This is a genomic window from Nocardiopsis oceani, from assembly GCF_054777395.1.
In genome coordinates this window covers 1-24,975 of sequence record NZ_BAAHAR010000033.1, presented here as the reverse complement: position 1 = coordinate 24,975, position 24,975 = coordinate 1, and the positions used below count along the sequence as shown (strand labels likewise).

Annotated in this window: 21 protein-coding genes and 1 pseudogene; 12 read left to right on the top strand and 10 right to left on the bottom strand. The window is 70.0% G+C overall.

Translation table 11 applies throughout. The annotated features are described in order from the left end of the window. Positions 1-35 precede the first annotated feature (35 nt). Positions 36-971 carry a carbohydrate kinase family protein gene (locus ACYVDG_RS20205; protein ID WP_460755620.1) on the bottom strand — a complete coding sequence of 312 codons (936 nt, stop codon included), beginning with the start codon at positions 969-971 and terminating at the stop codon, positions 36-38. A 287-nt stretch (positions 972-1,258) separates the two neighbouring features. On the opposite strand from ACYVDG_RS20205, the gene ACYVDG_RS20200 reads away from it, so the two are divergent. From ACYVDG_RS20200 to ACYVDG_RS20185, 4 genes are all read left to right on the top strand, one after another. Next, entirely contained in the window at positions 1,259-3,979 is a 2,721-nt protein-coding gene (locus ACYVDG_RS20200) for a bifunctional acetate--CoA ligase family protein/GNAT family N-acetyltransferase (RefSeq protein WP_460755397.1), read from the top strand. 86 nt (positions 3,980-4,065) lie between these two features. Then, entirely contained in the window at positions 4,066-4,644 is a 579-nt protein-coding gene (locus ACYVDG_RS20195) for a DUF5998 family protein (protein ID WP_460755617.1), read from the top strand. Between the two features lie 221 nt (positions 4,645-4,865). Further along, entirely contained in the window at positions 4,866-5,690 is an 825-nt protein-coding gene (locus tag ACYVDG_RS20190; protein ID WP_460755394.1) for an enoyl-CoA hydratase-related protein, read from the top strand. Between the two features lie 176 nt (positions 5,691-5,866). Continuing rightward, the gene (locus ACYVDG_RS20185) at positions 5,867-6,520 is read left to right on the top strand and encodes an MBL fold metallo-hydrolase (protein ID WP_460755391.1); all 654 of its coding nucleotides are present in this window, start codon (positions 5,867-5,869) and stop codon (positions 6,518-6,520) included. 18 nt (positions 6,521-6,538) lie between these two features. Here ACYVDG_RS20185 and ACYVDG_RS20180 read toward each other — a convergent pair whose 3' ends face one another. From ACYVDG_RS20180 to ACYVDG_RS20170, 3 genes are all read right to left on the bottom strand, one after another. Next, positions 6,539-8,635, bottom strand: a complete 2,097-nt coding sequence (locus tag ACYVDG_RS20180; RefSeq protein WP_460755387.1) for a CHAT domain-containing protein — start codon at positions 8,633-8,635, stop codon at positions 6,539-6,541. A 229-nt stretch (positions 8,636-8,864) separates the two neighbouring features. Next, entirely contained in the window at positions 8,865-9,287 is a 423-nt protein-coding gene (locus tag ACYVDG_RS20175; protein ID WP_460755383.1) for a carboxypeptidase regulatory-like domain-containing protein, read from the bottom strand. A 3-nt stretch (positions 9,288-9,290) separates the two neighbouring features. Further along, positions 9,291-9,815 (bottom strand): RNA polymerase sigma factor, encoded by a 525-nt coding sequence (locus ACYVDG_RS20170; protein WP_460755380.1) that lies wholly within the window; start codon positions 9,813-9,815, stop codon positions 9,291-9,293. Between the two features lie 369 nt (positions 9,816-10,184). Between ACYVDG_RS20170 and ACYVDG_RS20165 the strand changes: the two genes are divergently transcribed. Beyond that, entirely contained in the window at positions 10,185-10,679 is a 495-nt protein-coding gene (locus tag ACYVDG_RS20165; protein WP_460755376.1) for a DUF3145 domain-containing protein, read from the top strand. A 73-nt stretch (positions 10,680-10,752) separates the two neighbouring features. On the opposite strand, the gene ACYVDG_RS20160 is transcribed toward ACYVDG_RS20165, so the two are convergent. The 4 genes from ACYVDG_RS20160 to ACYVDG_RS20145 form a co-directional block, all read right to left on the bottom strand. Continuing rightward, entirely contained in the window at positions 10,753-11,229 is a 477-nt protein-coding gene (locus ACYVDG_RS20160) for a DUF1707 SHOCT-like domain-containing protein (RefSeq protein ID WP_460755373.1), read from the bottom strand. Positions 11,230-11,355: 126 nt separating this feature from the next. Next, positions 11,356-12,144 (bottom strand): inositol monophosphatase family protein, encoded by a 789-nt coding sequence (locus ACYVDG_RS20155; protein WP_460755370.1) that lies wholly within the window; start codon positions 12,142-12,144, stop codon positions 11,356-11,358. Then, the gene (locus ACYVDG_RS20150; RefSeq protein ID WP_460755614.1) at positions 12,141-13,202 is read right to left on the bottom strand and encodes an ATP-grasp domain-containing protein; all 1,062 of its coding nucleotides are present in this window, start codon (positions 13,200-13,202) and stop codon (positions 12,141-12,143) included. The genes ACYVDG_RS20155 and ACYVDG_RS20150 overlap by 4 nt, the downstream gene beginning before the upstream one ends. Before the next feature lie 245 nt (positions 13,203-13,447). After that, complete coding sequence (locus ACYVDG_RS20145; protein ID WP_460755367.1) at positions 13,448-13,978, bottom strand: YbhB/YbcL family Raf kinase inhibitor-like protein; 531 nt, start codon at positions 13,976-13,978, stop codon at positions 13,448-13,450. Positions 13,979-14,174: 196 nt separating this feature from the next. On the opposite strand from ACYVDG_RS20145, the gene ACYVDG_RS20140 reads away from it, so the two are divergent. Next, positions 14,175-15,140 (top strand): LLM class F420-dependent oxidoreductase, encoded by a 966-nt coding sequence (locus ACYVDG_RS20140; protein ID WP_460755363.1) that lies wholly within the window; start codon positions 14,175-14,177, stop codon positions 15,138-15,140. Between the two features lie 103 nt (positions 15,141-15,243). On the opposite strand, the gene ACYVDG_RS20135 is transcribed toward ACYVDG_RS20140, so the two are convergent. After that, positions 15,244-16,461 (bottom strand): PucR family transcriptional regulator, encoded by a 1,218-nt coding sequence (locus tag ACYVDG_RS20135; protein ID WP_460755359.1) that lies wholly within the window; start codon positions 16,459-16,461, stop codon positions 15,244-15,246. A 267-nt stretch (positions 16,462-16,728) separates the two neighbouring features. Between ACYVDG_RS20135 and ACYVDG_RS20130 the strand changes: the two genes are divergently transcribed. The 4 genes from ACYVDG_RS20130 to ACYVDG_RS20115 all read left to right on the top strand — a co-directional run bounded on the left by ACYVDG_RS20130 (position 16,729) and on the right by ACYVDG_RS20115 (position 20,239). Then, positions 16,729-17,211, top strand: coding sequence for a lumazine-binding domain protein (locus ACYVDG_RS20130; protein ID WP_460755356.1), 483 nt, complete (start codon positions 16,729-16,731; stop codon positions 17,209-17,211). Positions 17,212-17,453: 242 nt separating this feature from the next. Next, positions 17,454-17,777 (top strand): putative quinol monooxygenase, encoded by a 324-nt coding sequence (locus ACYVDG_RS20125; RefSeq protein WP_460755352.1) that lies wholly within the window; start codon positions 17,454-17,456, stop codon positions 17,775-17,777. Between the two features lie 79 nt (positions 17,778-17,856). Continuing rightward, a complete protein-coding gene (gene mgrA, locus ACYVDG_RS20120; RefSeq protein WP_460755347.1) occupies positions 17,857-18,906 on the top strand; it encodes an L-glyceraldehyde 3-phosphate reductase in 1,050 nt (349 codons plus the stop codon). Positions 18,907-19,213: 307 nt separating this feature from the next. Next, positions 19,214-20,239 (top strand): LysR family transcriptional regulator, encoded by a 1,026-nt coding sequence (locus ACYVDG_RS20115; RefSeq protein ID WP_460755344.1) that lies wholly within the window; start codon positions 19,214-19,216, stop codon positions 20,237-20,239. Here ACYVDG_RS20115 and tnpB read toward each other — a convergent pair. Next, entirely contained in the window at positions 20,192-21,760 is a 1,569-nt protein-coding gene (gene tnpB, locus ACYVDG_RS20110; RefSeq protein ID WP_460755339.1) for an IS607 family element RNA-guided endonuclease TnpB, read from the bottom strand. The genes ACYVDG_RS20115 and tnpB overlap by 48 nt on opposite strands. A 540-nt stretch (positions 21,761-22,300) precedes the next feature. On the opposite strand from tnpB, the gene ACYVDG_RS20105 reads away from it, so the two are divergent. Both ACYVDG_RS20105 and ACYVDG_RS20100 read left to right on the top strand, forming a co-directional pair. Then, positions 22,301-23,287, top strand: coding sequence for a LysR family transcriptional regulator (locus ACYVDG_RS20105; RefSeq protein ID WP_460755335.1), 987 nt, complete (start codon positions 22,301-22,303; stop codon positions 23,285-23,287). Between the two features lie 900 nt (positions 23,288-24,187). Further along, positions 24,188-24,975, top strand: a pseudogene (locus ACYVDG_RS20100) (HNH endonuclease); the annotation flags it as partial.

Sequence of the window (24,975 nt, the reverse complement as noted above, 5' to 3'; positions counted from 1 at the left end):
CGTACCGATAGGTGGCCCGGGCCGAAACGGGCCCGCTAGCGGATGCGCTGTCCGCGCGGGGCACCGCGGCGGACGGGCTGGCCCTCGCCCAGGTTCGGTCGGGCACCGGGCTGGTGCAGGGCACGGGCGGCCAGTCGGCTGGCCCGGCCCAGCGCCTCCTTGGGGTGGCGCCCGGCCAGCCACGAGGGCAGGAACCCGGCAATGAACGCGTCACCCGCGCCCACGGACCCCGGGGACGGCTCCACCGGCTCGGCGGGGGCGGTCACGCAGTCCTCGCGCGTCTTGGAGGCCCACAGCCCGCCCTCCTCGCCGAGTTTGATGACGACGTTGGGGAACCAGGCGGTGAGAACCTTCGCGGCGGCCTCGGGGTCGTCCCGGCCGGTCAGCACCCGGGCCTGGTCCACGTTGACGAAGATCAGCCGCGCGCCCTGCGTCCAGTCGAGGAAGTCCTCCGCGCCCGTGCGCTCCAGCGGCGCGTGCGAACCGCCGTCCACCGAGATCGACATCCCGCTCTCCCGTGCCATGCGCAGAGCCACCCGGGCCGCGCGGCGGGAGTCGGCGTTGATCAGGGTGTAGCCGGACACGTGCAGGTGACCGTCCGGGCCGAACACGTCGCGGGGCAAGTCCTCGGGCTGCAGGCGTGCGTTGGCGCCCGGGTCGCTGAGCATCGTCCGGTCGCCCCGGTGCGTGATCATCACGACGCAGGTACCGGTCGGGCGCTCGGGGTCCATCACCATGCGCGAGTCCAGGCCGTAGCCCATGAGCTCCATCTCGCGCGTGCGCCCGGTGATGTCCGAGCCGCGGCGGCCGACGAACGTCGTGTCGGTACCCTCGACGGACAGCCACGAAGCTATGTTCGCCCCGGACCCCCCGCCGTACATGACCACTGATGCCGGGGTGTCGCTGCCGCGGGCCAACGGGTGGAACGCGCGCGCGACGGCATCGGTCATCAGGTCACCGATCACGACCACTCGAGTCATTTCGCCAGCCACCACCGAGGGTTTGAGATTCTGTGCCCGAACGACGTTAACAGGTCAACAATCAGTGTCGGGTAACGAACTGACAGCACCCCGGACACGCGGACGTTGGGGGGCTGCCGGGGCCCGCAGGCCCTGTGTACAAGGGTACGCGGAGCCCAGGGGGACCAAGCCCGAAGCCGCGCCGGAAGGGGCCCCAAGGCGGGGTTCGCGGCGGTGATTTCGGGGACAGAGCATGGACTTTCCCCGGATTCGGCCGATTGTCGTCTAGTCTCACAGGCGTGCAGTCCTACCCGAACCACTGGGAAGCCGACGTCGTTCTGACCGACGGCGGCACCGCGCACCTGCGCCCCATCACCCCTGACGACGCCGACCTGCTGCGCGAGTTCCACGCGAGGCTCTCTCCGGAGACGATCTACTACCGGTTCTTCGCGCCCTACCCCAAGCTCTCCGACCGTGACGTCAAACGTTTCACAACGGTCGACTACGAGGACCGCGTGGCCCTGGTGGCCACCATCTCCGACGACTTCGTCTCCGTGGTGCGCTACGACAAGGTCGCCCCGGAAGAGGCCGAGGTGGCCTTCGTCGTGGAGGACGGGCACCAGGGACGCGGCCTGGCCTCGGTCATGCTGGAACACATCGGCGCGGCAGCCCGCGAACGCGGGATGCGCCGCTTCATCGCCGACGTGCTGCCCGAGAACCGGCGGATGATCAACGTCTTCCGGGAGGCCGGGTACACCGCGCAACAGACCTTCGACGAGGGCGTCATCCGGCTCACCCTGGACCTGCAGCCCACCGATGACTCCAGGGAGGTCATGCGGGCCCGTGAGCAGCGCGCCGAATCGCGCTCCATCGCCCGCCTGCTCTACCCCGAGTCCGTGGCGGTCATCGGCGCGAGCCGTACCGCGCACACCATCGGCCAGACCGCCCTGCGCAACCTGCTCGGCGGCGAGTTCCAGGGCCCGGTCTACCCGGTCCACCCCGAGGCCAAGGCGGTCGTGGGCGTGCGCGCCTACCCGTCCGTCCTGGACATCCCGGACCAGGTCGACCTGGCCGTGGTCGCGGTCCGGGCCGACATGGTCGTCGACGTGGTCGAACAGTGCGCCGAGAAGGGCGTGCACGGCCTGATCGTGGTCAGCTCCGGCTTCGGCGAGGTCGGCCCGGAGGGCCGGGCCCGCCAGGACGAGCTGGTGCGCACCGCCCGCGCCGCCGGTATGCGCGTGGTCGGCCCCAACTGCCTGGGCATCGCCAACAGCGACCCCACCGTGTTGCTGAACGCCACCCTGTCCCCGGACCTGCCACCGCAGGGCCCCATCGGGTTCTTCTCCCAGTCCGGTGCGCTGGGCCGGGCGATCCTCCAGCGGGTGGCCGAGCGCGGGATGGGCCTGTCCACGTTCGTGTCCGCGGGCAACCGCGCAGACGTGTCCGGTAACGATCTCATGCAGTACTGGCAGGAGGACCCCGCCACCCAGGTCGTGCTCCAGTACCTGGAGTCCCTGGGCAACCCGCGCAAGTTCACCCGGCTGGCACGGCGCCTGGCCAAACAGAAGCCGGTCGTGGCCGTGCGCAGCGGCGGATCGGCGCAGACCACGCCCACCGGGCACGCCGCCGGGGGCCTGTCCCTGCCCGACTACGCGGTCACCTCCCTGTTCCAGCAGGCCGGGGTGGTCCGCGTCGACGACATCACCCAGATGTTCGACGCGGCCCAGGTGTTCGCCTACCAGCCGCTGCCCGAGGGGCCGCGCGTGGGCATCATCGGCAACTCCGACTCCCTGGAACTCCTGGTCAAGGATGCCGCCGTGCGCCAGGGGCTCAAGCCCCACGACCCGGTCAATCTGGGCCCGCAGGCCACCGCCGAGGACTTCGACACCGCCATCCAAGCCGCACTTGCCGCCGACGACGTGCACTCGGTCGTGGTGGTCTTCGTCCCGGCCCTGCACCCGATCGGCGACGACGTCGCCCGGGTCCTGCGCGCCCGCTCCCTGGACTCGGACAAGCCCATCGTCACCACCTACCTGGCGCGCCAGGGAATCCCGGAGGAACTCCGGCACATCGGCGACCGCGGAGAGACGCTCAACTCCTCGGTGCCGTCCTACCCCTCGCCCGAGGACGCCGTGCGTGCCCTGGCCCACTCCACCCGGTACGCCCAGTGGCGCAATCGCAAGCCCGGACGCCACCCGGAGCTGCCCGACATCGACCGTGCGCGGGCCCGGGCCACCATCGCCAGGGCGCTCAAGAAGGACAGCCCGGCCGAGGAGGACATCGCCTGGTTCGGCGGTGAGCGCCGCTACGACGAGGAGACGGCGGTCTCCGACGCCGACGCCCGTGACCTGCTCGCCTGCTACGGTATCGCCGCTTACCCGGACATCAAGGTCGAGTCAGCGGAGGAGGCCGTGGTCGCCGCCGGCGAGCTCGGCTACCCCGCGGTGGTCAAAGCCGACGCACCCGACCTGCGGGTACGGGCCGGTGGCACGTTCGTCCGCGCCGACCTGCGTACCCCCGAGGACGTGCGCAGCGCCTATGTCTCCCTGCTCGACCGCTTCGGCGGAGAGGCGGAGCTGGTCGTGCAGCGCATGGCGGCGCCCGGTGTGCCCACGGTGGTGCGGGCGGGCGACAACCAGTCCTTCGGCTCGGTCGTCTCCTTCGGTTTGGCGGACGTCACGGCCGAGCTGCTCGACGACCGGTCGTTCCGCCTGGCCCCGCTGACCGACATGGACGCCGCGGACCTCATCCACGCGGTCCGGGCCGCTCCGCTGTTGTTCGGCTTGCCTGCGGGAGCGACCTCGCTGGCCGAACAGCCCAACGTCGAGGCCCTGGAGGAGCTGCTCATCCGGGTCTCCCGCCTGGTCGAGGCCTTTCCCGAGATCGGCTACGTGGACCTGGACCCCGTGCTCGTCAACGCCACCGGCGCCCACGTCCTGGGCGCTCGTATGTGGCTGCGGGAGGCCCCCGACGTGCGGCCCGACGCGGGTCCCCGCCGACTGCGCGGGGTGACGTTCTGATCAGGGAGTGGGCCTCTCGTTTCGGTGGACGGTCGCGAAGTGTCACCGGGAGGAGGCAGGATAGAGGTATGAGGAAAACACGTGCCGTGCCCACGGACTGGCGCATGGAGATCGAGCGGAGCGGCTACTACCCGCCTCTGGTCATCGACGCCGTCGCGACCACCCTGGGCGATGAGGACGCCGAGGCGTTCATCGTGCACCACGAGGCGACCTTCGACCCGGCCATGGAGATGCGGCGGCACATCACCGTCATGCTGCTGACCGCGACCCGGCTCGTCGTGTGCCACACCGATGAGCATCCGCCCACCGAGCCGAGCGGGACCTCGCACGCCTCCACCACGACCGACAGCATCCAGCTGGGCAACATCCAGTCGGTGGCGCTGACCCGGGTCGTGCCGAACCCGGCCCAGTACAAGCCGGGCAGCCTGCCCAGCGAGCTCATGCTCAGCGTGAACCTGTCGGTGAACTGGGGTGCGGTCGCCCACATCGACTTGGAGCCCGCCTCCTGCGCCGATGAGAGCTGCGAGCTCGACCACGGCTACACAGGTGCGATCACCGCCGAACCCCTCACGCTGAGGGTCAGTGAGGCGGCCGACGGGACTGAGGCGGTCTCCGCGATGATGCACTTCCATGACGCGCTGTCGGCGGCCACCACGCGCCGCTGAGCCGTCGGTTCCGGCCGTGGACACGGCCGGAACGGTGCCGGGGCCGGGGGGCGAGCGCGCCCCCGGCCCCGAGCGTGTTCTCGGCCCCGCCACACCGGTCCCAGGAGACCCGGCCCGAGCGAACTGTAGGGGCGGGTGGGGCCCGGAGGGGTGCGGACGCTAGCGTGTGGTCCACGCAACACAAGTGTGCCCGCGTGTTCAACGGTGAAAGGCAGTCTTCGATGACGCAGCACCCGACGTCCCCGGCCCCATCGGACGACGCGCCCCTCGTGCGGTTGAGCGTCGACCGTGCCATCGCCACGATCACCCTCGATTCCCCCCGCAACCGCAACGCGCTCTCGGCACGTCTGCGCACCGAACTCTCCGACGCCCTCACCAAGGCCATGACCGATGACGAGGTCCGCGGTGTCGTCCTCACCGGGGCCGGCCCGGTGTTCTGCGCCGGCGCCGACCTCAAGGAGATCGGTGCCGCTCTTGCGGGCACTCCGGTCGAACCCGCACCGGAGCTTCCGGAGATCTTCGACCAGATCATGGGCGGCCCCAAACCGGTGATCGCGGTGCTCAACGGCGCCGCTCGGGCGGGCGGAATCGGCCTGGTGGCCGCCGCGGACATCGCCCTCGCCCCCAAGAGCGCGACCTTCGCCTTCACCGAGGTGCGCATCGGCGTGGTGCCCGCGATCATCTCCGTCCCGGTCGCGGCCCGGATGCACTCGCGCCCGCTCAGCCGCTACTTCCTTACCGGTGAGCTCTTCGACGCCACCGCTGCCGCCAAGGCCGGACTCATCACCCAGGCGGTCCCGGACCGCGAGGTGGGCCAGGCCGTGGACGCCGTCCTCCAAGGGTTGCGGGCTTCGGCCCCCCGCGCGCTTTCGCGCACCAAGGAGCTTCTGGGTGAACTCGGAGGCGGTGCGTCGGCAGCACCGGATCGGCGAGCCGAGTCCTTCACCCGCATGGGTGAACTTTCCGCCGAGTTCTTCGCCGGTGAGGACGCCGCTGAGGGACGTGTGGCGTTCTTCGAGAAGCGCCCGCCCCGCTGGGCCCAGTAGCCGTTGCCCGGTGAATCCGACACGCTGAGCGGCAGAACCTCCCATGTCAGAAGGCCGGGCAGTGGTGTGGCCGAGTGCCCGGCCGCGCAGGCTTTCCGTGTGCTCGGTGGACCGGAAATCCGCAAAGGTGCGCGACCCGGGTTCGCACGCTCCTCAGGACAGGCCACAATGGTCGGGTGAGCTACTCCGGAGATACCAGGGTCGGCGGCCCCGCCGACCTGCGACAACTATCGAACCTGACGATCACCAAGTTGGCCGTGGGCCCGATGGACAACAACGCCTACCTCCTTCGTTGCAGGGCAACGGGTGAGGCGGTCCTCATCGACGCGGCGGCCGAACCCGACCGGATCCTGGAGCTGATCGGCGTGGACGGGCTGACCCGAGTGGTCACCACCCACCGCCACCAGGACCACTGGCAGGCCCTGGCCGATATCGTCGGCCAGACCGGTGCGCGCACGGTCGCCCACCCCGACGACGCCGACGAACTGCCCGTGTCGGTGGACGAACCCGTCACCCACGGAGGCACCGTGGCCGTCGGGGACTGCGTACTCACCGTCATCCACCTGCGCGGCCACACACCGGGGTCGATCGCCCTGCGCTACGACGACCCCGAGGGCCACACCCACCTGTTCACCGGCGACAGCCTCTTCCCGGGCGGGGTGGGTAAGACCTGGTCCGACGCGGACTTCCGGACCCTGTTCGGTGACGTGTCGGAGCGCGTTTTCGGTGCGCTGCCGGATGACACCTGGATCTACCCCGGGCACGGCAAGGACACCACCCTGGGCGCCGAGCGCCCCCACCTCGCCGAATGGAGTGAGCGTGGCTGGTAGGGCGGTTCCACGGACGACTCAAGCGCCGTAGCAGCAGAAGCCGATGTGTCCGAGGTGGTCGGAGACCGCTTCGGACACATCGGCACCCGCCGTCAGCGCTCGGTGGAATGCGCGCATGGCCGTCCCGGTCTCCGCGTCCCCGACCGGGACCGGGCTGGCGACCACGGTTCCGGTGCCCAAGGCCAGCAGCGCACCCACGAACCCGCGGGGTCGGCCGACCGTCCCGCCGTAACCACGCCCGCCCCAGCAGCTGGACAGGGTGACCAGGGCAGGAGCGGATTCCAGCCGCGCGAGGTCGCAGGCGAGCAGCGGGCCGTCGTGCAGTTCGAGCTGGGAGAGCATGGCCGTCTGGTCACCCACGTGCCCGTGCCCGGCCAAGTGTGCGAGGTCGGTGCTGGCCAGCCCGTCCAGTACCTGTTCCCGGCGTGCCCGTTCCAGGAGCCGTGCGCCCGGATACAGACCGGCCAGCGTCGCCACTTCGGCCCGGGCCTCGGTGGGACCCGGCCCGGAGGCCAGTAGAACCCGCTTCCAGCCGCGCTCGGCGGGTGGCCGTTCCACCCAGAAGCGGGCCGTGGGCACGAGGTGTACCGGTCGGCCGCGCAGCGACGGGAGGAGTCCCCAGGGCGGGTCACCGAGGTAGGGCTCACCGGTCACCACCAGCGGCCGGTCCCCGACCAGTGGCAGGATCGGCCTGACCAGGGCCGTGCAGGCAGCGTCGGCGGCGTTGCGGGTCGCCTCCGAGCCGGCCCCGCCCGTGGAGGCCGACTGCTCGTGTGTGAACCGGGCCAGCACGCGGCGGACCCGTAGCAGGGACCCGAGCGGCCGGGCCTGCACTGTGCCGTCCACCGCGACCAGCGCCACGGCCTCCGTACCCGCAGCGGTGTAGTGGACGAACGCCCGACCTGCCAAGGCGCCCAGGAGGGGGTCCAGGACGGGGCCCGAGTACCGGTGCGGTCGGCCCCGGGGCCCTGAGCGCTGGGCCCGCCAGTGCGCGGACTCCCAACGCCGGGCGTAGGCGCTGGCCTTGGGCCCGGGGCCCTCGTGCAGGGCGCCGCGGTAGTGTCCGGTCAGGTCCTCGACCGCGCTGTCGCGGTAGGTGCTCGGCCCCGGTACCAGCCCGTCCGCCCAGGTACGCCCCAGCTCCGCCCACTCCAGCGCGGTTGCGGGGTCTCCGGCGAGCAGGGCTTTCTCCAACCCGGCCCGGACCACTTGGGGGTCTCGGGCGGCATCCGCCAACCACGGGCCCGGCGGGGGTGCGTCGCGTTGGGCCAGGCAGTTCAGGGCCTTGTGGGGAGTGCCGGTGCGCTGGCAGGCAGTGGCGGACGGCGCACGCAGGTCGAGGGTGGCACGCGCACGCTGAGTCGGGGTCCGGCCGCTGGAAGCCCAGTGTGAGACCCGTACCAGCCGGTCCGCCAACCGGTACCACAGCGAACCCGGCGCGGAGTGGCTGCGGATTCGCCGGGAGAGGTAGAGGGCGCCCCGGCGGTCGCCGTTCAACAGCCGGAGCTTGGCCTCCACCAGGGTGCGGGCGGTCCCGTACAGCGCCTCCTGCCAAGGAGCCTCGGCCAATGTGCGTCCGGCCTCTTCCACGAGCCCTTCCGAGAGCAGCGCCTCGGCCAAGTCCACGCGCAGGGCCTCCTGCCGCTCGGCCGGTAGGAGGTGTGCGAGCTCGTGGAACGTGGAGATGGCCGAGGCGGAGTCGCCCTGGTACAGGTCCAGGCAGCCCAGGTTCTGCCGTGCGACCAGGCCCAGGAGGGGCAGGCGGCGCGCATCGGCCAGGTCCCTGGCCTCGTGGAGGTGCTCCTTCGCCTGGGAGAAGCGGCCGCACAGGGTCTGGGCCAGGCCGAGGTCGGTGAGGACCCCGGGCAGCACGGGCGCGAGTTCGGCCAGGGGGTGTCCGCTCAGCCGCCGCCGAGTGTCGTCCAGGATGTCTACGGTCTCCTTGAAACGGCCGTGCCGGGCGAGTTCCACCCCTTGGGCGACGCGGGCCAGGAGGGGTTCACGTGCGGTGTTCGGTGGTGTGTTCTCGGCGTCCTGAAGGATGGATTCGGGCATGGGGTCGGGCGCTGCGGGGGTGAGCACGTCCGGCTGCCTTTCGCCAGTGGGGCCGGTCATCTCCAGTGATAGCAGCGGGTGTGAGCGTGCGGGAGGCCTGCGGGTCAACCTGTGGACAACCGGCCGGTCGCGAAACGGGGCGAAGCATGACGAAGGAGGGCGAGGGGCGAGGATTTGGTGTGCGTACCGAAACCGGGTTCGGGTCGCATCCCATACGGGTGTGCACGCACGAGCCGATTCGGGTGGGGAGGGGCAGGAGGCGTCGGGCCGCTTGCTCGACGGGTCCGGTTCAGGCGGTGAACCAGTCGGTGACGGCGACCGGGTAGCCGGGGCGTTCCACGGCCAGGCTCAGCGGCCCGGGGGAGAGGTCGGCCGTCTGGAACCGGCCGTCGACCGCGACGAACAGGCGCAGTGAGTCCGCGGGGCGGCGCACGAGGATGTCGACGTGGTCGAATTCGCCGCTCACCAGGCCGCAGAGCCAACGATGGGCGCCGTGCGGGTGGATTTGGATGTCCAAGCGGACATCGGCCATGTCGAATCGGAGCGTGCACGGAGGGGCGCCGTCCCGAGCACGGTGGGCCGCCTGCCGGGGGTAGGGGGGTGCGTCACTGACGGTCCTGGCCAGGACGGCACCGTCGAAGGAGCGGTCGAAGGCAGCCAACGCGGCCGACCGCCCGGTCGGGTCGTCGACGTTGTCTGGAGCGTTCTTCACGGTTCACGCACGCCTTTCGGTCGGGTCTCTCGTGGCTCGGAGGGAGCGGCGGAGCTGGCGGAACAGGTGCCGCCTCTGGTTGGGGGTGGTCCTGCGGGAGATCGGCGGGGCGTCCGGTGCGTCGTCGAGGTAGTGCTGCGCGACCCGGCGGTCGACCGGATCGGTGAGTCCGTCGATGGCCCTGTGCAGTTCGGCGTAGCGTTCCTTGACCAGGTATTCGTGCTCGGGGTCGGCCCAGTGGTGGACGTAGCCGACCAGCGTCTGGGGGTCGACCGGCAGGAAGCGCTGACGGTGCCGGCGTTGGCGGCCGCAGGCGGTGTGCGTCGCCCGGCGCAGCCAGCCGGCGAGCTGGTGCGGGGAGTGGAGGTGGGTCAGGTGCTGGTTGAGGCTGAGCCAGACTGTCTGGACGGCGTCCTCGCGGTCCTGTCGCGTGAGTCCGTACGAATGGGCGATACGGTTCACTGTGGCCAGATAGCGGTCGACGATGGCGGCCCACGCGTCGGCGTTCCCATGGCAGGCGCCTAGCACGAGTTCGGCGTCCGTGCGAGGGGAGGTCGGGGGGCCGGTTGTGGCCGGAACCGGGAAAAAAGAGGTGGAAACATAACCTGAACTGCATGGATGGGCTTTCTCTTCAGGTGTTTCCGGATGATGGATGTCCCCGTGCGACTGGTCTGTCACACCCGCCCCCACTATGATCGGACTCCCTGTCGCGCCTGAGGCACACGGTAATCCCTGATCACTCGGGTTGCGGGGGGAACTCTGGAAAATACCAGCCTGCGAGATGGTTCTCAGGGTGCCCTTAGGGCACAATGGGGCAAAAGGTATTCAGGCGGGTATGCAACCTTCTCGTGGTACGAGGGCGTCGGGGAAGCGCACTCGTTCGTATCAGGAGGTTCGGTGTCCGCACGTGGCGTCTTGTACGTCCACTCCGCGCCCGCGGCGCTGTGCCCACACGTCGAGTGGGCGGTCGCGGGCGTTGTTGGCGTACCCGTGAAACTCGATTGGGTGGCCCAACCGGCGGCGCCCGGCCACCACCGTGCCGAACTCAACTGGCAGGGGAAGCCGGGGACCGCGGGGGCGGTGGCCTCCGCGTTGAACGCGTGGCAGCGCCTGCGCTTCGAGGTGACCGAGGAAGGGTCACCCGGGTGCGACGGCACGCGTTACAGCTACACGCCCACCCTCGGCGTGTTCACCGCGATCACCAGCGCGGCGGGAGAGGTCCTCGTGCCCGAGGGCAGGCTGCGCGCCGCCGTGGCCACCGCCGCTGCCGAAGGCGTTGAACTGGTCGCCGAACTCGACCGGCTCACCGGCCGCGCCTGGGACGAGGAGCTGGAGCCCTTTCGCTACGCCGGCGACGGGGCACCCGTGCGCTGGCTGCACGCCGTGAGCTGACCCCTGCGGCCCCGTTTCCGCGCCCCAGAACCCGTCTGCGGGACCAGCTTGCGCGGCCCGGAACGGAGAGCGCTCAGGGCGGTTCGCTCTCGCAGGGCCAGATGGCAGAGGCCAGCAGCACGGACGCCCAGATACCCAGGGGGACCAGCGGCCAGTACGGCACCAGCTGGCCGCCGAGCAGGCTGGCCGCACCCCAGATGCCGGTCAGTGCCCCGGCCACGCCCAACCACCACCGCCACTCCTCGCCCCACTCGTCCCAGGGCACGAGCAGAGCGGAGTCGGATTCGGAGGAGTGCGAGCGGCGCAGCCCCGGTCCGTGGTCGACAGCCGGCCTGGGTAGTGGGATCCGGTGCTCGGGTACGGGCAGGTCCGCGGTCAGCGAGTTGAGCTCACCGACCCGGACAGAACTCAGTGCCGCACCCACTCGGCGCTCGTACTCCTCGTGGTCCAGTCGGCCCTCGGAGAACGCCACCGCGAGGTGGTCGACCGTCAGGTCCCGTTCGGTGTCCGAGGCGCGCATCTGGTTCAGCGGTAGACGTTGGGCCTCCACTTCCCACCCCCAAAGGCGCGAGTTGGTGACCATACGATACGTGCCGTGATCGGTGCGCGAAAGGGATCGCAGATGTCGGTTTCCGACGCGTCGGGGGCACCCTCTGGATTCCGGCGTCATTGCAGGTCAGAGTGCTATCCAGCGGGCTACGGTGCGGCATGTGGACGGGTCGCTCGCGCCCACCAGGCCGGTGTGCTCGTAGGGTCCCCGATAGGCGAAGTCCGAGCCGTCCAGACGGGTTACCAGTCCTCCGGTCTCGGCCAGGATCAGACCTGGCGCGGCGACGTCCCAGTCGCGCACCGGAACGTCCTTCACGAACAGGTGCGCGTCACCCTCAGCGATCCGGCACAGCTTGAGCGAGATGCTGCCGCTCTCCAGGTACTCGCCGTAGCCGAAGTGGTCGTAGACCCGTCGTGCGATGCCGGTGGGACCGGGGGTGTTGTCGGTGAGTACCCCGTGCCCGGCCGGCGAGGGCGCGTGCACCGGTAGCGGCCTCCCGTTCCGCCGGGCGCCCTGCCCGCGCACGGCCGTGTACAGGACACCGGACTCCGGGGCGAACACCGCCGCGACCTCGGGAAGCTCGCCGATGACCAGTGCCGCCTGCGTGACGTACCCGTCGAATCCGTGCACGTAGCTGGCGGTCCCGTCGATCGGATCGATCAGCCAGTACCGGGGTGGCCGTGCCCGAGCCAGGGAGTCCGGGTCCTCCTCGCTCACCACCGGGATCTCGCCGTCGATCGAGGCAAGCCGCTGGGAGAGCGCCCGGTGCGCCATCGCGTCGGCCTCTGCCTTGAACTGGCTTCCCTCCCAGACCCCGCTGTGCACCGACGGGTCCGAGCGCCAGTCGCGCAGCAGTTCGCCGACCTCGACGACCGCCTCCGCCACCGCTTGCGAGAGCGGGTGGTCACCGCTCATCGCGCACGCACCGGAATGACCGGGGACTGCCCGCCGGTAGCCACCGCTCCGGGCAGCGCGAAGCCCTCACCGTGTGTCGTGGGGGCCGGTGCGGGGGAGATCCCGTGCGAGTCGAACTGCTTCTCGCTCAGGAACTCGTCCGTCCACCGCCGCACCATCGACAGGCCCTCGTCCCACTCGTCGGTCAAGCGCGGGCCGCCGCGCACCGCCTGGTCCAGCAGCCCGGCGATCTCATCCACCCCCGAGGCCACGGTGAGCGCCGCGGTGGACGAGAACCTGGGGTTGATCTCGAAGACCTTGGGCTGACCCTGTTCGTCCAGGCACAGCTGGACGTTGAAGGGGCCGTCCGCGCGCAGGGCGCTCTGGATCGCCTTGCAGGTGCGGATGACCTCTTGGTTGCGGCGGGTGACGGCGTACTTCGTGACGCCCTGCTTGAGCAGGACCTCCTTGGGGACGACGGCCTGCACGTCGCCGTCCCGCCAGACCACCACCGACACCGTGTACTCGGGGCCGCTGATGCGTTCCTGCACGATCAACTCGTCGGCCGCGTAACCGCTCTCGGAGACCACCCGGGCCATGTCGCGGGCGGAGTCGATGACCATGACGCCTCGGCTGCCCCGCCCGCTGCGCGGCTTGACGACGAGTCCGTCGGGAGAGGAGTCGGCGGCGTTGGTGGGCCACTCCGAAGCGAGCCAGGTTCGGGGCACCCCCACCCCGATGTCCTCCAGCTGCTGCATGAGCACGTATTTGTCCAGGCAGGTGGTGACGAAGTCCAGCTGTGGCAACAGCACGGTGAGGCCGTCCTTTGCCAACTCACTGACCCGGACCAGCTCCTCGTCCACGAGCGGGACGACGGCGACCGCCTCCTCCTCGGTGCACAGGGCGCGCATCCTGGGCAGGAAGGCCTCACTGTCCCCCGGCGGGACCAGATAACCGCGGTCAGCCAGATACAGGCCCGGTGCGGCGGGATCCACGTCGGTGGCCACCACCCGGAAGCCGCGTTCCCGAAGGTGGAGGATGGTACCGGGTGTCGGAGCTGACCCCGCTGTCGTGACCACGACGGTCGGCATCGTCGAAGACTGCTGTGGCACCGGCTGACCCTTCCAGGCTTGTTCCGAGTGGTCCGGGGGATGAAACGAGCCTAGACGGGTGAGCGCCGTTCATGGTCGGTATGGCCGATTGCGGTTGCAAAGTGAACCAGATGGGCCTCTCGCGCGTGTACCCATCGGCCCCGGGAGGAAAGGGCAGAGGGCGGGTGCAGCGCCGAGCGCCGCACCCGCCCTCCGGAGGCCGCCGGGCGGCCCTACTTCTGCTCGTACGTCGGCGTGATGGCGGCCCGGCCGATCGCGTGCGAGAACAGGTTGAATCCCAGGAATGCGGGGCTTCCGGAGCTGTCGATACCCAGACTCGGGACGTCCACCGCGTGCACCACGAAGAAGTACCGGTGCGGGCCGTGCCCGGCGGGCGGAGCGGCGCCGATATAGCGGTGGTCCCCGGCGTCGTTGCGGAGCGTGACGGCCTGTTCCGGCAGGCCGGAGCCGTTCCCGGCGTCGGCCGCGAGCTCGGTGACGTCGGCGGGGATGTCGCAGACCGCCCAGTGCCAGAACCCGCTCGCCGTGGGAGCGTCCGGGTCGAAGCACGTGACGGCGAAGCTCTGGGTCCCCTCGGGAAACCCGCTCCAGGACAGGTGCGGGGAGACGTCCTCGCCTCCGGCGCCCATCATCCCGCTCACCTGGGCGTTGGGCAGGGTCTGCCCGTCCGCCACGTCGTCGCTGGTGACGGTGAACGATGCGACCTGGGGCAGGAAGTCGTAGGGGGAGGGTGGCATGGCCACGGCGATGGCCTCCTTCGTTCTCGTGGATGTCCGTACCGGCCCGCGGCTCACGGGCCCTGCCCCCGAACATACGCGTCGGAAGGCATGAAGGGGTGGACTCGGTCTACTGCGCGTACAAGGTGCGGGGTACCGTCGTGCCAACACCGAACACGAACCGGGTTCGGTTCGAACGACCGGTCCACCGACAGGAGCCGCCATGACCGACCGCTGGGGCATCACCGTCCCCTTCGAGGGCATTCCCCTGGCCGACCAGCGATCCCTCTTCGAGGAGCTGCCCGACCTCGGATACACAGACGCCTGGTCGGCCGAGGCCAACGGCACCGACGCGTTCACACCCCTGGCCCTGGCCAGCGTGTGGGCTCCCCAGCTGCGCCTGGGAACCGCGATCGTGCCCGCCTACACGCGAGGGCCCGCGACCCTGGCGATGAGCGCCGCCACGATGGCTGCCGCCGCGCCGGGCCGCTTCGCACTGGGTGTGGGTACCTCCTCGAACGTCATCGTGGAGCGCTGGAACGCGATCCCCTTCGAGGAGCCCTTCAAGAAGGTCCGAGACACCGTGCGCTTCCTGCGGGAGGCGCTGACCGGACAGAAGATCAAGGCCGACTACGACACGTTCTCGGTGAAGGGGTTCACGCTCGGCGCGGTTCCCCCGCAGCAGCCGCCCGTGCTGGTGGCGGCCCTGCGCCAAGGCATGCTCCGCCTGGCCGGACGCGAGGGCGACGGCGCCATCATCAACTGGCTCTCCTCGGAGGACGTGCGCACCGTCGCACCTATCGTTCGGGAGTTCGGGGAGGAGAAGGAGATCGTCGCCCGGATCTTCACCATCCCGGACACTGACGCCGACACCGCTCGGGATATCGGCCGGTGGGCGATCTCCGCCTACCTGAACGTGCCCGTCTACCGCGCCTTCCACGAGTGGCTGGGCCGCGAGGAGCTTCGCCCCATGTGGACGGCGTGGGAGGAGGGCGACCGCAAGGGCGCGCTCGCCGCGATCCCCGACTCGGTCGTGGACGAGCTGATCGTGCACGGCCCCGCGGAGTACTGCCGGGAGCGGATCCAGGCCTACAAGGACGCGGGTGTGACCACCCCGGTGATCGCCCCGATCGCCCCGCCCTCCCTGGACCCCGCAACGGTGGTCCGTTCCCTGGCCCCTCGGAGCTGATCAGGCCGTGATCTGATCCGGGCCCCACCTCAGGGATGTTCCCCGCGTGCCGGTGCGCGGGGAACATCCCGACCGTTCGGTATGCTCTGGGTTTCCGGCAGCGTCACCCCGGGCCGGTGGCGACCAGGATCGCGCGCGCCCGCAGCACCAGTTCCAGCTCGAACCGCTCACCCGGGTTCCGCAGCCGCGACCCGAACAGCTCCTCCAACTGCCGCATCCGGTACCGAACGGTCTGCGGATGGATGCGCAGCCGTTCGGCGGCCTCGTTGGCGTTGAACCCGGACTCCAACCACGCCAACAGCGTGTCCGCCATCCGCTCCCGCTGCGGTAGCCGCATCCCGTCCAGCGGGGCCAGCCGGGCCCGCGCCAGCTCCGCCACCAGGCCGGTGTCCCGGGACAGCAACAGTTCGAACAGGTGGTCGCCCCACCGCAGCACGCCCGAGCCGGAGACGGCACCCGACCGCACCAGTTCCGACAGCTCCCGTGCGCGGGACAGCGACCGCGGGGCCTCCGTCAGGGGCACCGTCGGCCCCAGCACGGCGCCGAACCCGCGCAGGGACCGCTCCAGCGACCGGAGCCGCCCGGGGCCCTCCGGGTCGGGCACCAGCGCGCAGGGCTCCACGCGGTCCAGGTCCACCAGCACGTCCGGGGGCAGCGCCGGCGCTGCCCCCTCCAAGCACACCTCCTGGTGCAGCAGAGCCACCGCCACCCGCTCAGGGACCCGCCACCGGGCGGACCGGGCCAGTGTGGACAGGGTCCGCTCCTCGGGTTCGGTCCCGGCCTCGGCCAAGAGCACCTTCAGCAGCCTCGCCCGCCTGCGCCGCAGGGCCTCCACCCCGGCCCCGCGTACCTGCGCGTGGCCCTCGGCCGCGGCCGCGGAGATCTCCTCCTGGAACGCGAAGATCGCTTCGCCGAGCGCGGCCATCTGGTCCCGGTCGATCGAGTCGGCCCTGGCCAGCCGCCGCCACGCCACCGCCGCAGCCGTGCGCATACCCGTGTGCAGACACTCCAACGTGCGGCCCTGGCGTGCCTCGCCAGCCCCGAAGGAGCGGAAGTTCTCGGTGATGGAGCCAGTCCGCCCGGCCGTCGGCGCGCCCTCGATCCGGTCGAGGAAGGTGTGCACCGCGGTGCCGATCGCGTGCCGGATCGACTCGGCCTGAGCCGGTTCCATGGGGAGCGCGTGGGCCTCGGCGCGCTGCAGGATCCCGTCGGCGGCCTCCTCAGCGACTTGGGGGACCAAGGGCCGGAGCCTGCTCCCCAGGCCTGGTGGAAGATCCGTGAAGAGGGCGTCGCGGGCGCCCTCCCGTAGTCGGTACGTCATGCTCACCTCCGGCGCGGACGCGCGGCGGGGCCGCTCGTTTCGAGGCACGCCCGCGCGTGCTCTGTGCGCCAGATGAATGAACCGTGATCCCGGTCACTCTGCTTCATCTCACCAGAGCCCGACCCCGCGGACAAGCCCGGCCCCCGCGTAGGTGGATGCTGCCCTGGTCAGAGGCACGCATGGTCATCAACCGGGTGAATGCGGTAACAATGATGCGGCACGGACAAGTCCGCTGACCGACCAACCCGCTCTTGGAAGGCAACCCCCATGCGACGCATCCTCCTGTGTTCCCTCCCCTTGGTCCTCGCGCTGACCGCCTGCGGAAGCGGCGAGGACGAAACCCCTCAGGACGACACCGCGGCAGAGGAAGCCGCCGCCGAACCAGGTGAGGACGAGGCCGTCGACGGTGCCCAGACAGTGGCCGACGGCTTCGTCGCCGCACTGGCCGCCGCGGACGGCGAGGCGGGCTGCGCCTTCGTCGACGACGGAGCCCAGTCCGCGATCGCCGCCCAGAGCGAAGCCGGGGACTGCGTCGAGGCCTTCCCCGACTACGTCGAGAACCTGGAAGGCGCCGAGGACATCGAGGTCGGCGACGTCACTGTCAGCACCGACCTGGACGGTGAGACCCTCATCGGCAACGTCGAACTGATCAACGTCGCTGAGGACCCCGAGGTCATGGAGGTGCGCGAGGGTTCCGACGGCGAATGGCTCGCCACCCGCGTCCCGGGCACCACCCTCGGCGGCGCCTGAGCCGCAGCCGGTCCATCCTGATCTGGCCGCGGGGCCTCGACCCAGTTCCGCGGCCATGTTCGGATGCCTCGTAGCCGGCCCTCCGGGGGGCGGTGCGCCCTAGGCAACGCCCAGCCGTGAGGTGATGAACACCCGGTCGCACGGCCTGTCGGGGTTTCGGGCGCGCGAGCTCTGGAAGAGTGGGGAGCCGAGGGGCACGGCACGACCGCGTGCCCCGTGGCACAGAGCGAAGGAGATGCGCGATGATCCTGATCGTCGTCAAGTTCCGGGTGAAGCCCGAAGCCGTGGACGGATTCCTCGACGAGGTCGCCGGCTTCACCGCGGCTACCCGGGCAGAGCCCGGCAACCTGTGGTTCGAGTGGTCCCGCAGCGTCGAGCGCGACGACGAGTTCGTGCTCGTCGAGGCGTTCAAGGACGGCGCCGCTGAGGCCCACGTCGGCAGCGACCACTTCAAGGCCGGTCTGGCCGCGATGAAGCCGCTGCTGAAGGAGACCCCGCTGATCGTCAGCCGCCAGGTCGAGGGCGAGGGCTGGGATCGCATGGGCGAACTCACCATCGACGAGTAACGAGGCACGGGCCCGTGGCTGCGCGGGCTACGGCACACGGGCGTGGACGTAGGAGACAAGGCTGAAGGGGAGCGGGCGTTTGGGTACGTACGTCGCGAGCGGGGACCGGTACGACCCGTTGGAGTACCGGGTCTGTGGTAGGAGCGGGTTGAGGCTGCCGAGGCTTTCGCTGGGACTGTGGCAGAACTTCGGCGGTGACCGGGATTTGGAGGGGCAGCGCCGGATCCTGCGCCGCGCCTTCGACCTGGGAGTCTTCCACTTCGACCTGGCCAATAACTACGGCCCGCCCCCGGGGAGCGCCGAGGAGAACTTCGGCCGGATCCTGGCGCAGGACTTCGGTCCGTACCGGGACGAGTTGGTCATCACCACCAAGGCCGGGTATGTCATGGGACCGGGGCCGCACCAGCAGGGCGGTTCTCGGAAGTACCTGCTCTCCTCGCTCGACCGCTCCCTGAAGCGGATGGGGCTCGACTACGTCGACGTCTTCTACAGCCACCGGCCCGACCCGGACACACCGCTGGAGGAGACCATGACTGCGCTCCACCACGCGGTCGTGTCCGGGCGGGCCCTGTACGCGGGGATCTCCTCCTACGGGCCGTCGCTGACCCGCAAGGCGGTGGCGATCATGCGTGAACTCGGCACGCCCCTGGTCGTGCACCAGTCCTCCTACTCCATGCTCAACCGCTGGGTGGAGGACGGGCTGCTCGAGGCGGCCGAAGACGAGGGGATGGGAGTGGTCGCGTTCTCACCCCTGGCCCAAGGGCTCTTGACCTCCCGGTACTTGGACGGTGAGGTGCCCGCAGACTCCCGGGCCGGGGTGGGGCGGCCCAGCTGGCGCGACAACATGCTCACCGAAGAGGTCCTGGGCCGGGCCCGGGCCCTCAACCAGATCGCCGCCGAGCGCGGACAGACCCTGGCGCAGATGGCGATCTCCTGGGTTCTGCGGGACCAGGGACCGCGCACCGTCACCACGGCGCTGGTCGGGGCGTCGAGCGCGGAGCAGTTGGAGCAGAACCTCAAGGCGGCGGACTCCACGGAGTTCTCCGAGGAGGAGCTGCGCGACATCGACCGGTGGGCGGTCGACTCCGACGTCAACATCTGGTGGGGCGCCACCGCATCCAAGGACTAGGATCCGAGGACAGTGTGGGGCCGTGTCGGGATGTGGGGCGGATGCCAGGCCGGGGAGGCGTGTAGACGCTGGGCACTGTGGGATCTTTGTTCCTTTCGGGGCAAAGGTCCCTTGTGGGGGTGGTGAGGCTTCACCTAGCTTGACCCCCAGCACACCTTGTCCGAAAGGCCGACATGCTCTCCCCCCGGCGCCGGACGCCCCCATCGGCCCTGCCCCCGGCCGTTCCGGACCAATCGAATAACCGCATCCCCATCACGGGCCGCCCCCTGGAACGCCCCTGCGCGTTCTTCCCCGCAGGGGGCGGCCGGTGACCCCCACCCAACTGAGGGCTTTCTCCACCGTCGTACGCCTCGGCTCAGTGAAACGGGCCGCCCTGGAACTCGACGTCACCGAGGCCGCCGTCTCCCTGCACATCGGCAAACTCCGTAAGCTCTTCGACGACCGGCTCTTCTCCCGCACCGCCGCGGGCCTGGCCTTCACCCCGGGAGGCCTTCGCCTGGCAGGCCGTGCCGCCGAACTGCTGGGGCTTCAGGACCGCACCCTGCGCGAGGTCAGCCAGGCGGGCACCGGCACCCGACTGCTGCGGATCGCTGCCTCCAGCATGTTCGTCGAGTACGCCGCGCCCGGGCTGATCGAGCTGTTCGTGGGCCGTGCCGACGACCTCGACGTCGAACTGAGCGTGCACAGCCCCGGCCGGTTCGAGGAGCTGCTGCGCGACCGCGCGATCGACGTGGCTGTCGGCCCCGCCCCGACGGAGGAACCGTCGGCGTGCCCGCCAGAGGAGGCGCAGGTGGAATCGCGGAGCATCCTCAGGTACCAGCTGCTCACCGTTGTCGGCGCCGACCACCCCCTCGCGAAGGGGCAGGTGGATTCCCCGCGGCTCCGCGAACACACCTGGCTGCTGGGTCCCTCAGTGCTGGACCGCACCGGGCTGGTGCCCGCCGTCTTGCGCCGCTTCCGCATCCCGGAGTCACGTCAGCGCGTCTTCCAGAGCCACGCCGCCGCGCTCGAAGAGGTAAAGAAGGGTGCCGGGGTCGGCCTGGGGTTGGGATTCGCCGTCGCCCACGACCTCTCCGCAGGGCGTCTGGTCACACCCTGCGGGCCGCCCGTGCGCACCGGAGGTTCCTGGGCCGCGACCGCCCTCACCGATCGAGACGAGGCCGGGGTCGCCGCCGAGTTCCTCCGCTTCGCGACCACCCCGCGCGCCACCCAGACCATGCTGCGGGGGTCGGGTGTACACCGTGGGCGCCTCCGCTCGGGCACGCATGTCACCGTTGCTGATGCCTTAAGCGAACATCAGCATTCCGTGCATTTCTGTACGAAAGGTCCGTGACGGTGTCACCACAACCTGGGTTGGGTGTCCTGACGACGGTGCCGGAGCTTCTTTCCGCCTGTGCGGTCTTGCGCCACCGGCCCGCCCCGCACCCGCCCTGCGGCGGGTGCGGGTGGTGCGGGTCTTACGGTCGGCTCCACGGGCCTTCGGAGCCCTCGCTCCCCGGTCTCCGGCCACTCCGGTACCGGTACTGCCCACCTGCGCCGCCAGGGCGGCGAGGTTGCGTGCTGCGTTCACATCCCGGTCCAACACCAGGGGACATGCGTCGCAGTCGAACACCCGGATGTGCAGCGGCAGCTTGGCTTTCGTCGCCCCGCACCCCGAGCAGGTCTTACTACTGGCGAACCACCGGTCGGCCACGACCAAGCGCCCGCCATTCCAGGTGGTTTTGTAGTCCAGTTGGCGGCGGATCTGACCGAACCCCGCATCCTGGATGCGGCGGGCCAGACGCCGGTTCTTGACCATCCCGGCCACGTTGAGGTCTTCGATGACCACCGTGCCGTACTCCCCGGCCAGAGCAGTGGTCAGGTGGTGCAGCGCGTTGGTGCGCACATTCGCCACCCGGTGGTGCACCTTGTTACGGGCCCGGTTGGCCTTGACCCACCGCTTCGAAGGCGCGCGCCCGGTGCGCCGGTCCGGGCCCTGGCGCCGCGACACCCTGCGCGAGGCCCGGCGCAGGTCGGTCAGTGCCCCCTCCAGGTGGCGGGGGTTGGCCACCTGCCACACCCCACCGTCAGAGTCGGCGACCACCGCCAGGGACTTGACCCCCAGGTCCACCCCGGCCACCCCCTCCGGCCGGGCCGGGACACGGGGGGCGCGGGCGATCTCGACCTGGAAGGACACCTGCCACCGCCCCCGCCGGTGCGAGACCGTGGCCGAGAGGATGCGCGCGGTCCCATTCGCCAGGCGGCGGTGGAGTTTGCGGGTGGACTCATGGGTGCGCACCCGCCCCACCACCGGCAACCTCACGTGGCGCCGGGTGTCCTCGCACCGGATTACCCCGGTGGTGAACCGGCAGGACAGGGGCGCCCGGTGCTTGGACTTGGGCCGCGGCACCCCCACCCTCGGACCCTTGCGATCGCCCCGCTTGGCGGCGGAGTAGCCGTCAAAGGCAGCGGCGGCGCCTGCTAGGCCGGTGTTGTAGGCCTCCTTGGAGTTGTCGGCCCACCAGGAAGCGAACCGGGGATCCTCCCTCTTGTTGGCGTTGAAGGCCCGCCGCAGGCTGGGCAGTGACCAGGACCGCCACGGGGTGCGCTCGGACTCAGGGACCCCGTAGGAGGCCTCGGCCTTGCGTTGGTCCCAGTTGGCCAGGACGTGGTTGCGGGCCCAGTTGAAGGCCGTCCGGGCCCCGCCGCAGTGCGAGCGCAGCCGCTGCTCGGTCTCGGCCCCCGGGTCCAGAGCGAAGACGTAGGCCTGGACCACGTGCCCGGGGCGGGGCTGAAACCCCCGCTTCTTCTTCGGCTTCTTCTTGTTCTTGCCTTCTGCTTGTTGCTCGTCCTGCTGTAGAGCGGTCTCGGCCACGGCTCCCACCCCCTCCCGGTGACTCGTTCACACGTTCGAGAAAAACGTTAGCGGAACGGGCGGGCCGGTGTGGGGGGAATCAGCGAACTCCCCCTGAATCGTTTCCCAAGGGGGAACCGATCCGAGTGCCTGGCTCTTCAACGGTGGCCTGCGGCCGTAGTGATCTTTACTGACGGGAGTGGATGGTTGCTGAGGGAACACAGAACAGCTCACAACCTTCTGGAACCACCCCGAGACGCCGCGACAGGCCTCGGGGGTTTGAGCGCGGGCGGGTCCGGGTGCGCGGGTGGGGTGTGAAACGCGGGTGTTACGGAGACCGGCGGTAGGGACACGTGCGGTACGAAGCTGTCTCTTGTAGGCCTCTAGAAGCCTCAACTAATATGGCTCAGACCACCTCTGAGGGGTTGTCGCCATGACCACTGCACGGCTCCGGAACCCACGCGAGTGCCTGGTTCCGGGGGTTTTGGAGTATTCGGACCGGCACGGCACCCGCCCAGAACGCACCGGCCCGGCTCTTGCTGCGGGCGCCGGGGTGTGCCGATGACCCCCGCACAGCTGCGCGCGTACTCCGCGGTCGCCCGCCTCGGCTCCGTCAAACGGGCCGCAAGCGAGCTCCATGTCTCCGAAGCCGCGGTCTCCCTGCACATCGGCAAGCTCCGCAAGACTTTCGGTGACCGGCTGTTTGTCAGCTCCGCCGCCGGGCTGACCTTCACCCCCGGCGGCCTGCGTCTCGCTGAGCGGGCCAGCGAAATGCTCGGCCTCCAGGACCGCACCATGCGTGAGGTCACCCAGGCAGGGAAGGGTAGCCGTCCGCTGCGCATAGCCACCTCCAGCCTGTTCGCCGAATACGCGGCCCCAGGGCTCATGGAACACTTCATAGCGCGCGCCGACGATCTGAAGGTTGAGTTGAGCGTGCACAACACGGGTCGGCTGGAGGACCTGCTGAGAGAACGCGCGGCCGACGTGGCCATCGGCCCGGCTCCGGACGACGGCGGCAGCATCCGTTTGGCCGCTCGGCCCATCCTCAAGTACCAGATAGTAACCGTTCTGGGGTCCGGGCACCCCCTCGCCGGGGTCCGGACAGACCTTGCCCTGCTGCGCCGCCAGCACTGGCTTCTGGGGCCGTCCGCCATGGACATGACAGGGCTGGTCCCCGCAATCCTGCGGCGTTTCAACGTGCCCGAAGAGAACCAACGGGTCTACCAGAGCCACGCGGCCGCCATGGAGGGTGTCAAGCAGGGCGAAGGGGTGGGGCTGGCGCTGGGGTTCGTCGCATCCCAGGACCTCTCGTCGGGTGATCTGGTCACCCCGGTGGGGATACCGGTGCGCACCGACGGATCCTGGTCGGCGACCATGGCCGCCGACCACAGGGACGAGACCGGAGTGATCGCCGAGTTCCTCCGCTTCGTCACCACCCCGCGCGCGACCCAGGCCATGCTGCGCGGATCCGGAGTCCACCGTGGCCGCTTCCGCCCCGCCGTGCACGTCACCCTCTGGAACCACCACAGGTCGCCCGGCCACCGGTGAAGGGACGGAGGCCCGGCGCTGTGGTGTGTTGGGGAATTGAGCTGGATTGGGGCATTGAGTTGTCTTGAGGTGTTGTGCGGCTTCGACGCAGTTTCCACCGGCACTCTCGGTACTCGGTACTCGGTACTCGGCACCGAGTGCCGGGCACCGGGTGCCGGGATGCCGATCATGGTCTGACGCCTCCTGCCGATGGAGCGCACCGGGTTTCGAGATCGACCGGTATCTGGGGGCCGCGGCAGTACTGGTGGGTGGGGGTTTGTTGGTGGGTGCGGGTGGTTTCCCCTTTTCCTGCCGCTTGATGGTGGCCGTCTCCGCTGCGCGCGTCAAGGTCGTCGCCATCGAGCGCTTCGCGCGTCATTGGCGCTCCACCTTGACCCGCTTCGCTGCGACGGCGGGTTGGCGGCTGTCAGGAAAGGGGGAGGTGTGGTCGGGGAGGCGATGGGCCCGGAGGGCCCAACGGCACAAGCACGGCCTGGCGGCCGATTCCTGCCACTCCGCCGGAGCGTTGACGCGTGGCGGTGTCGCGGCTGGTCCATGTGTGCGGCGAACCACTGCGGCCTCCGGCCGGGTGCGCCACTCCGCCGGCGCTGAACGGTTGGCGGTGTCGCGGCCGGTCATTCTCTGCTGCGAACCCCTTTCGGGTGCCTTTCCCCGATGATCTTGCCCCTGTCTCCACCCTCGACGGTCGAGAGTGGAGACAGGGGCAAGATCATCCCCTATGAGCGACCTGGAATTCCAGGTGCGAACAAACACCAAGACGAGTGGGCAGATAAAGACCATTCCGGACGGCGAGAAAAGGGCACCCGAAAAGGGCCACGTTCGACCCGCCGAGCAAAAGAAAGCCCGAAGTCACCGAAGGCAACACTTCCTTTCTCCGGCCTTTTCGCTTACAATAGAAGAATGACGATCTCTCCCGAAGCACCCACCCCCACCGGGCACACCCCGGTGGATGCTGCGGTGGTCGCTGCTCGGGACGAGGCCACAGCGTTCTTTAACCGCGACGTGCCCCCGGGAGCGGCGGGCGAGGTGCTGGACCAGGCCACCCGCGTGTGGGAACAGCTCGACCAGATCAAAGTCTCCATGGCCGCACGGCTGGCCCAACTGGAGGCCACCGGGCAGCTGTTGGAACAGGGCGGACAGAGGAATCTGGAGGCGTGGCTGCGCCACGCCTTCGGGATCGCGGCCGCCCAGGCCAACGACCTGGCTCTGATCGGGCGGGCGCAGTTCCGTCAGGACATGGTCCCCACTCTGGAGGCGTTGCACTCCGGGGCCCTGTCGGTGGGTGAGGCCGCTGCGGTGATCAAGGGCGCCGAGGCCGGGGTGGAGAAAAGGGAAAAGGGCGACCACCCCGACCCGGAGCTGTTCCGCGCTAAAATGGAATGCGGAATCCTGGACTTCAAGGAGTCGCGCCCGAACATGTCGGTGGGTCAGATCACCCACTTCGCCCACCAGCTGTGCCTGCGACTCAACCCGAACAAGGTGGAAAAGGACCACGCGGCGGCCCACGCCGCCCGGGGTGCCCAACTGGTCACCACCTTCGACCGCACGTTCCTCTTCCAGATGTGGGGCTCGCCCGCTGACGCCCTGCGGATCCAGGTGGCCTTGGACAACTACCAGGTGCCCTTCCACCCCGAGGACGGGCTGTCCAAGTACGAGCGCACCTACGACGCCCTGATGGCCGCGTTGGG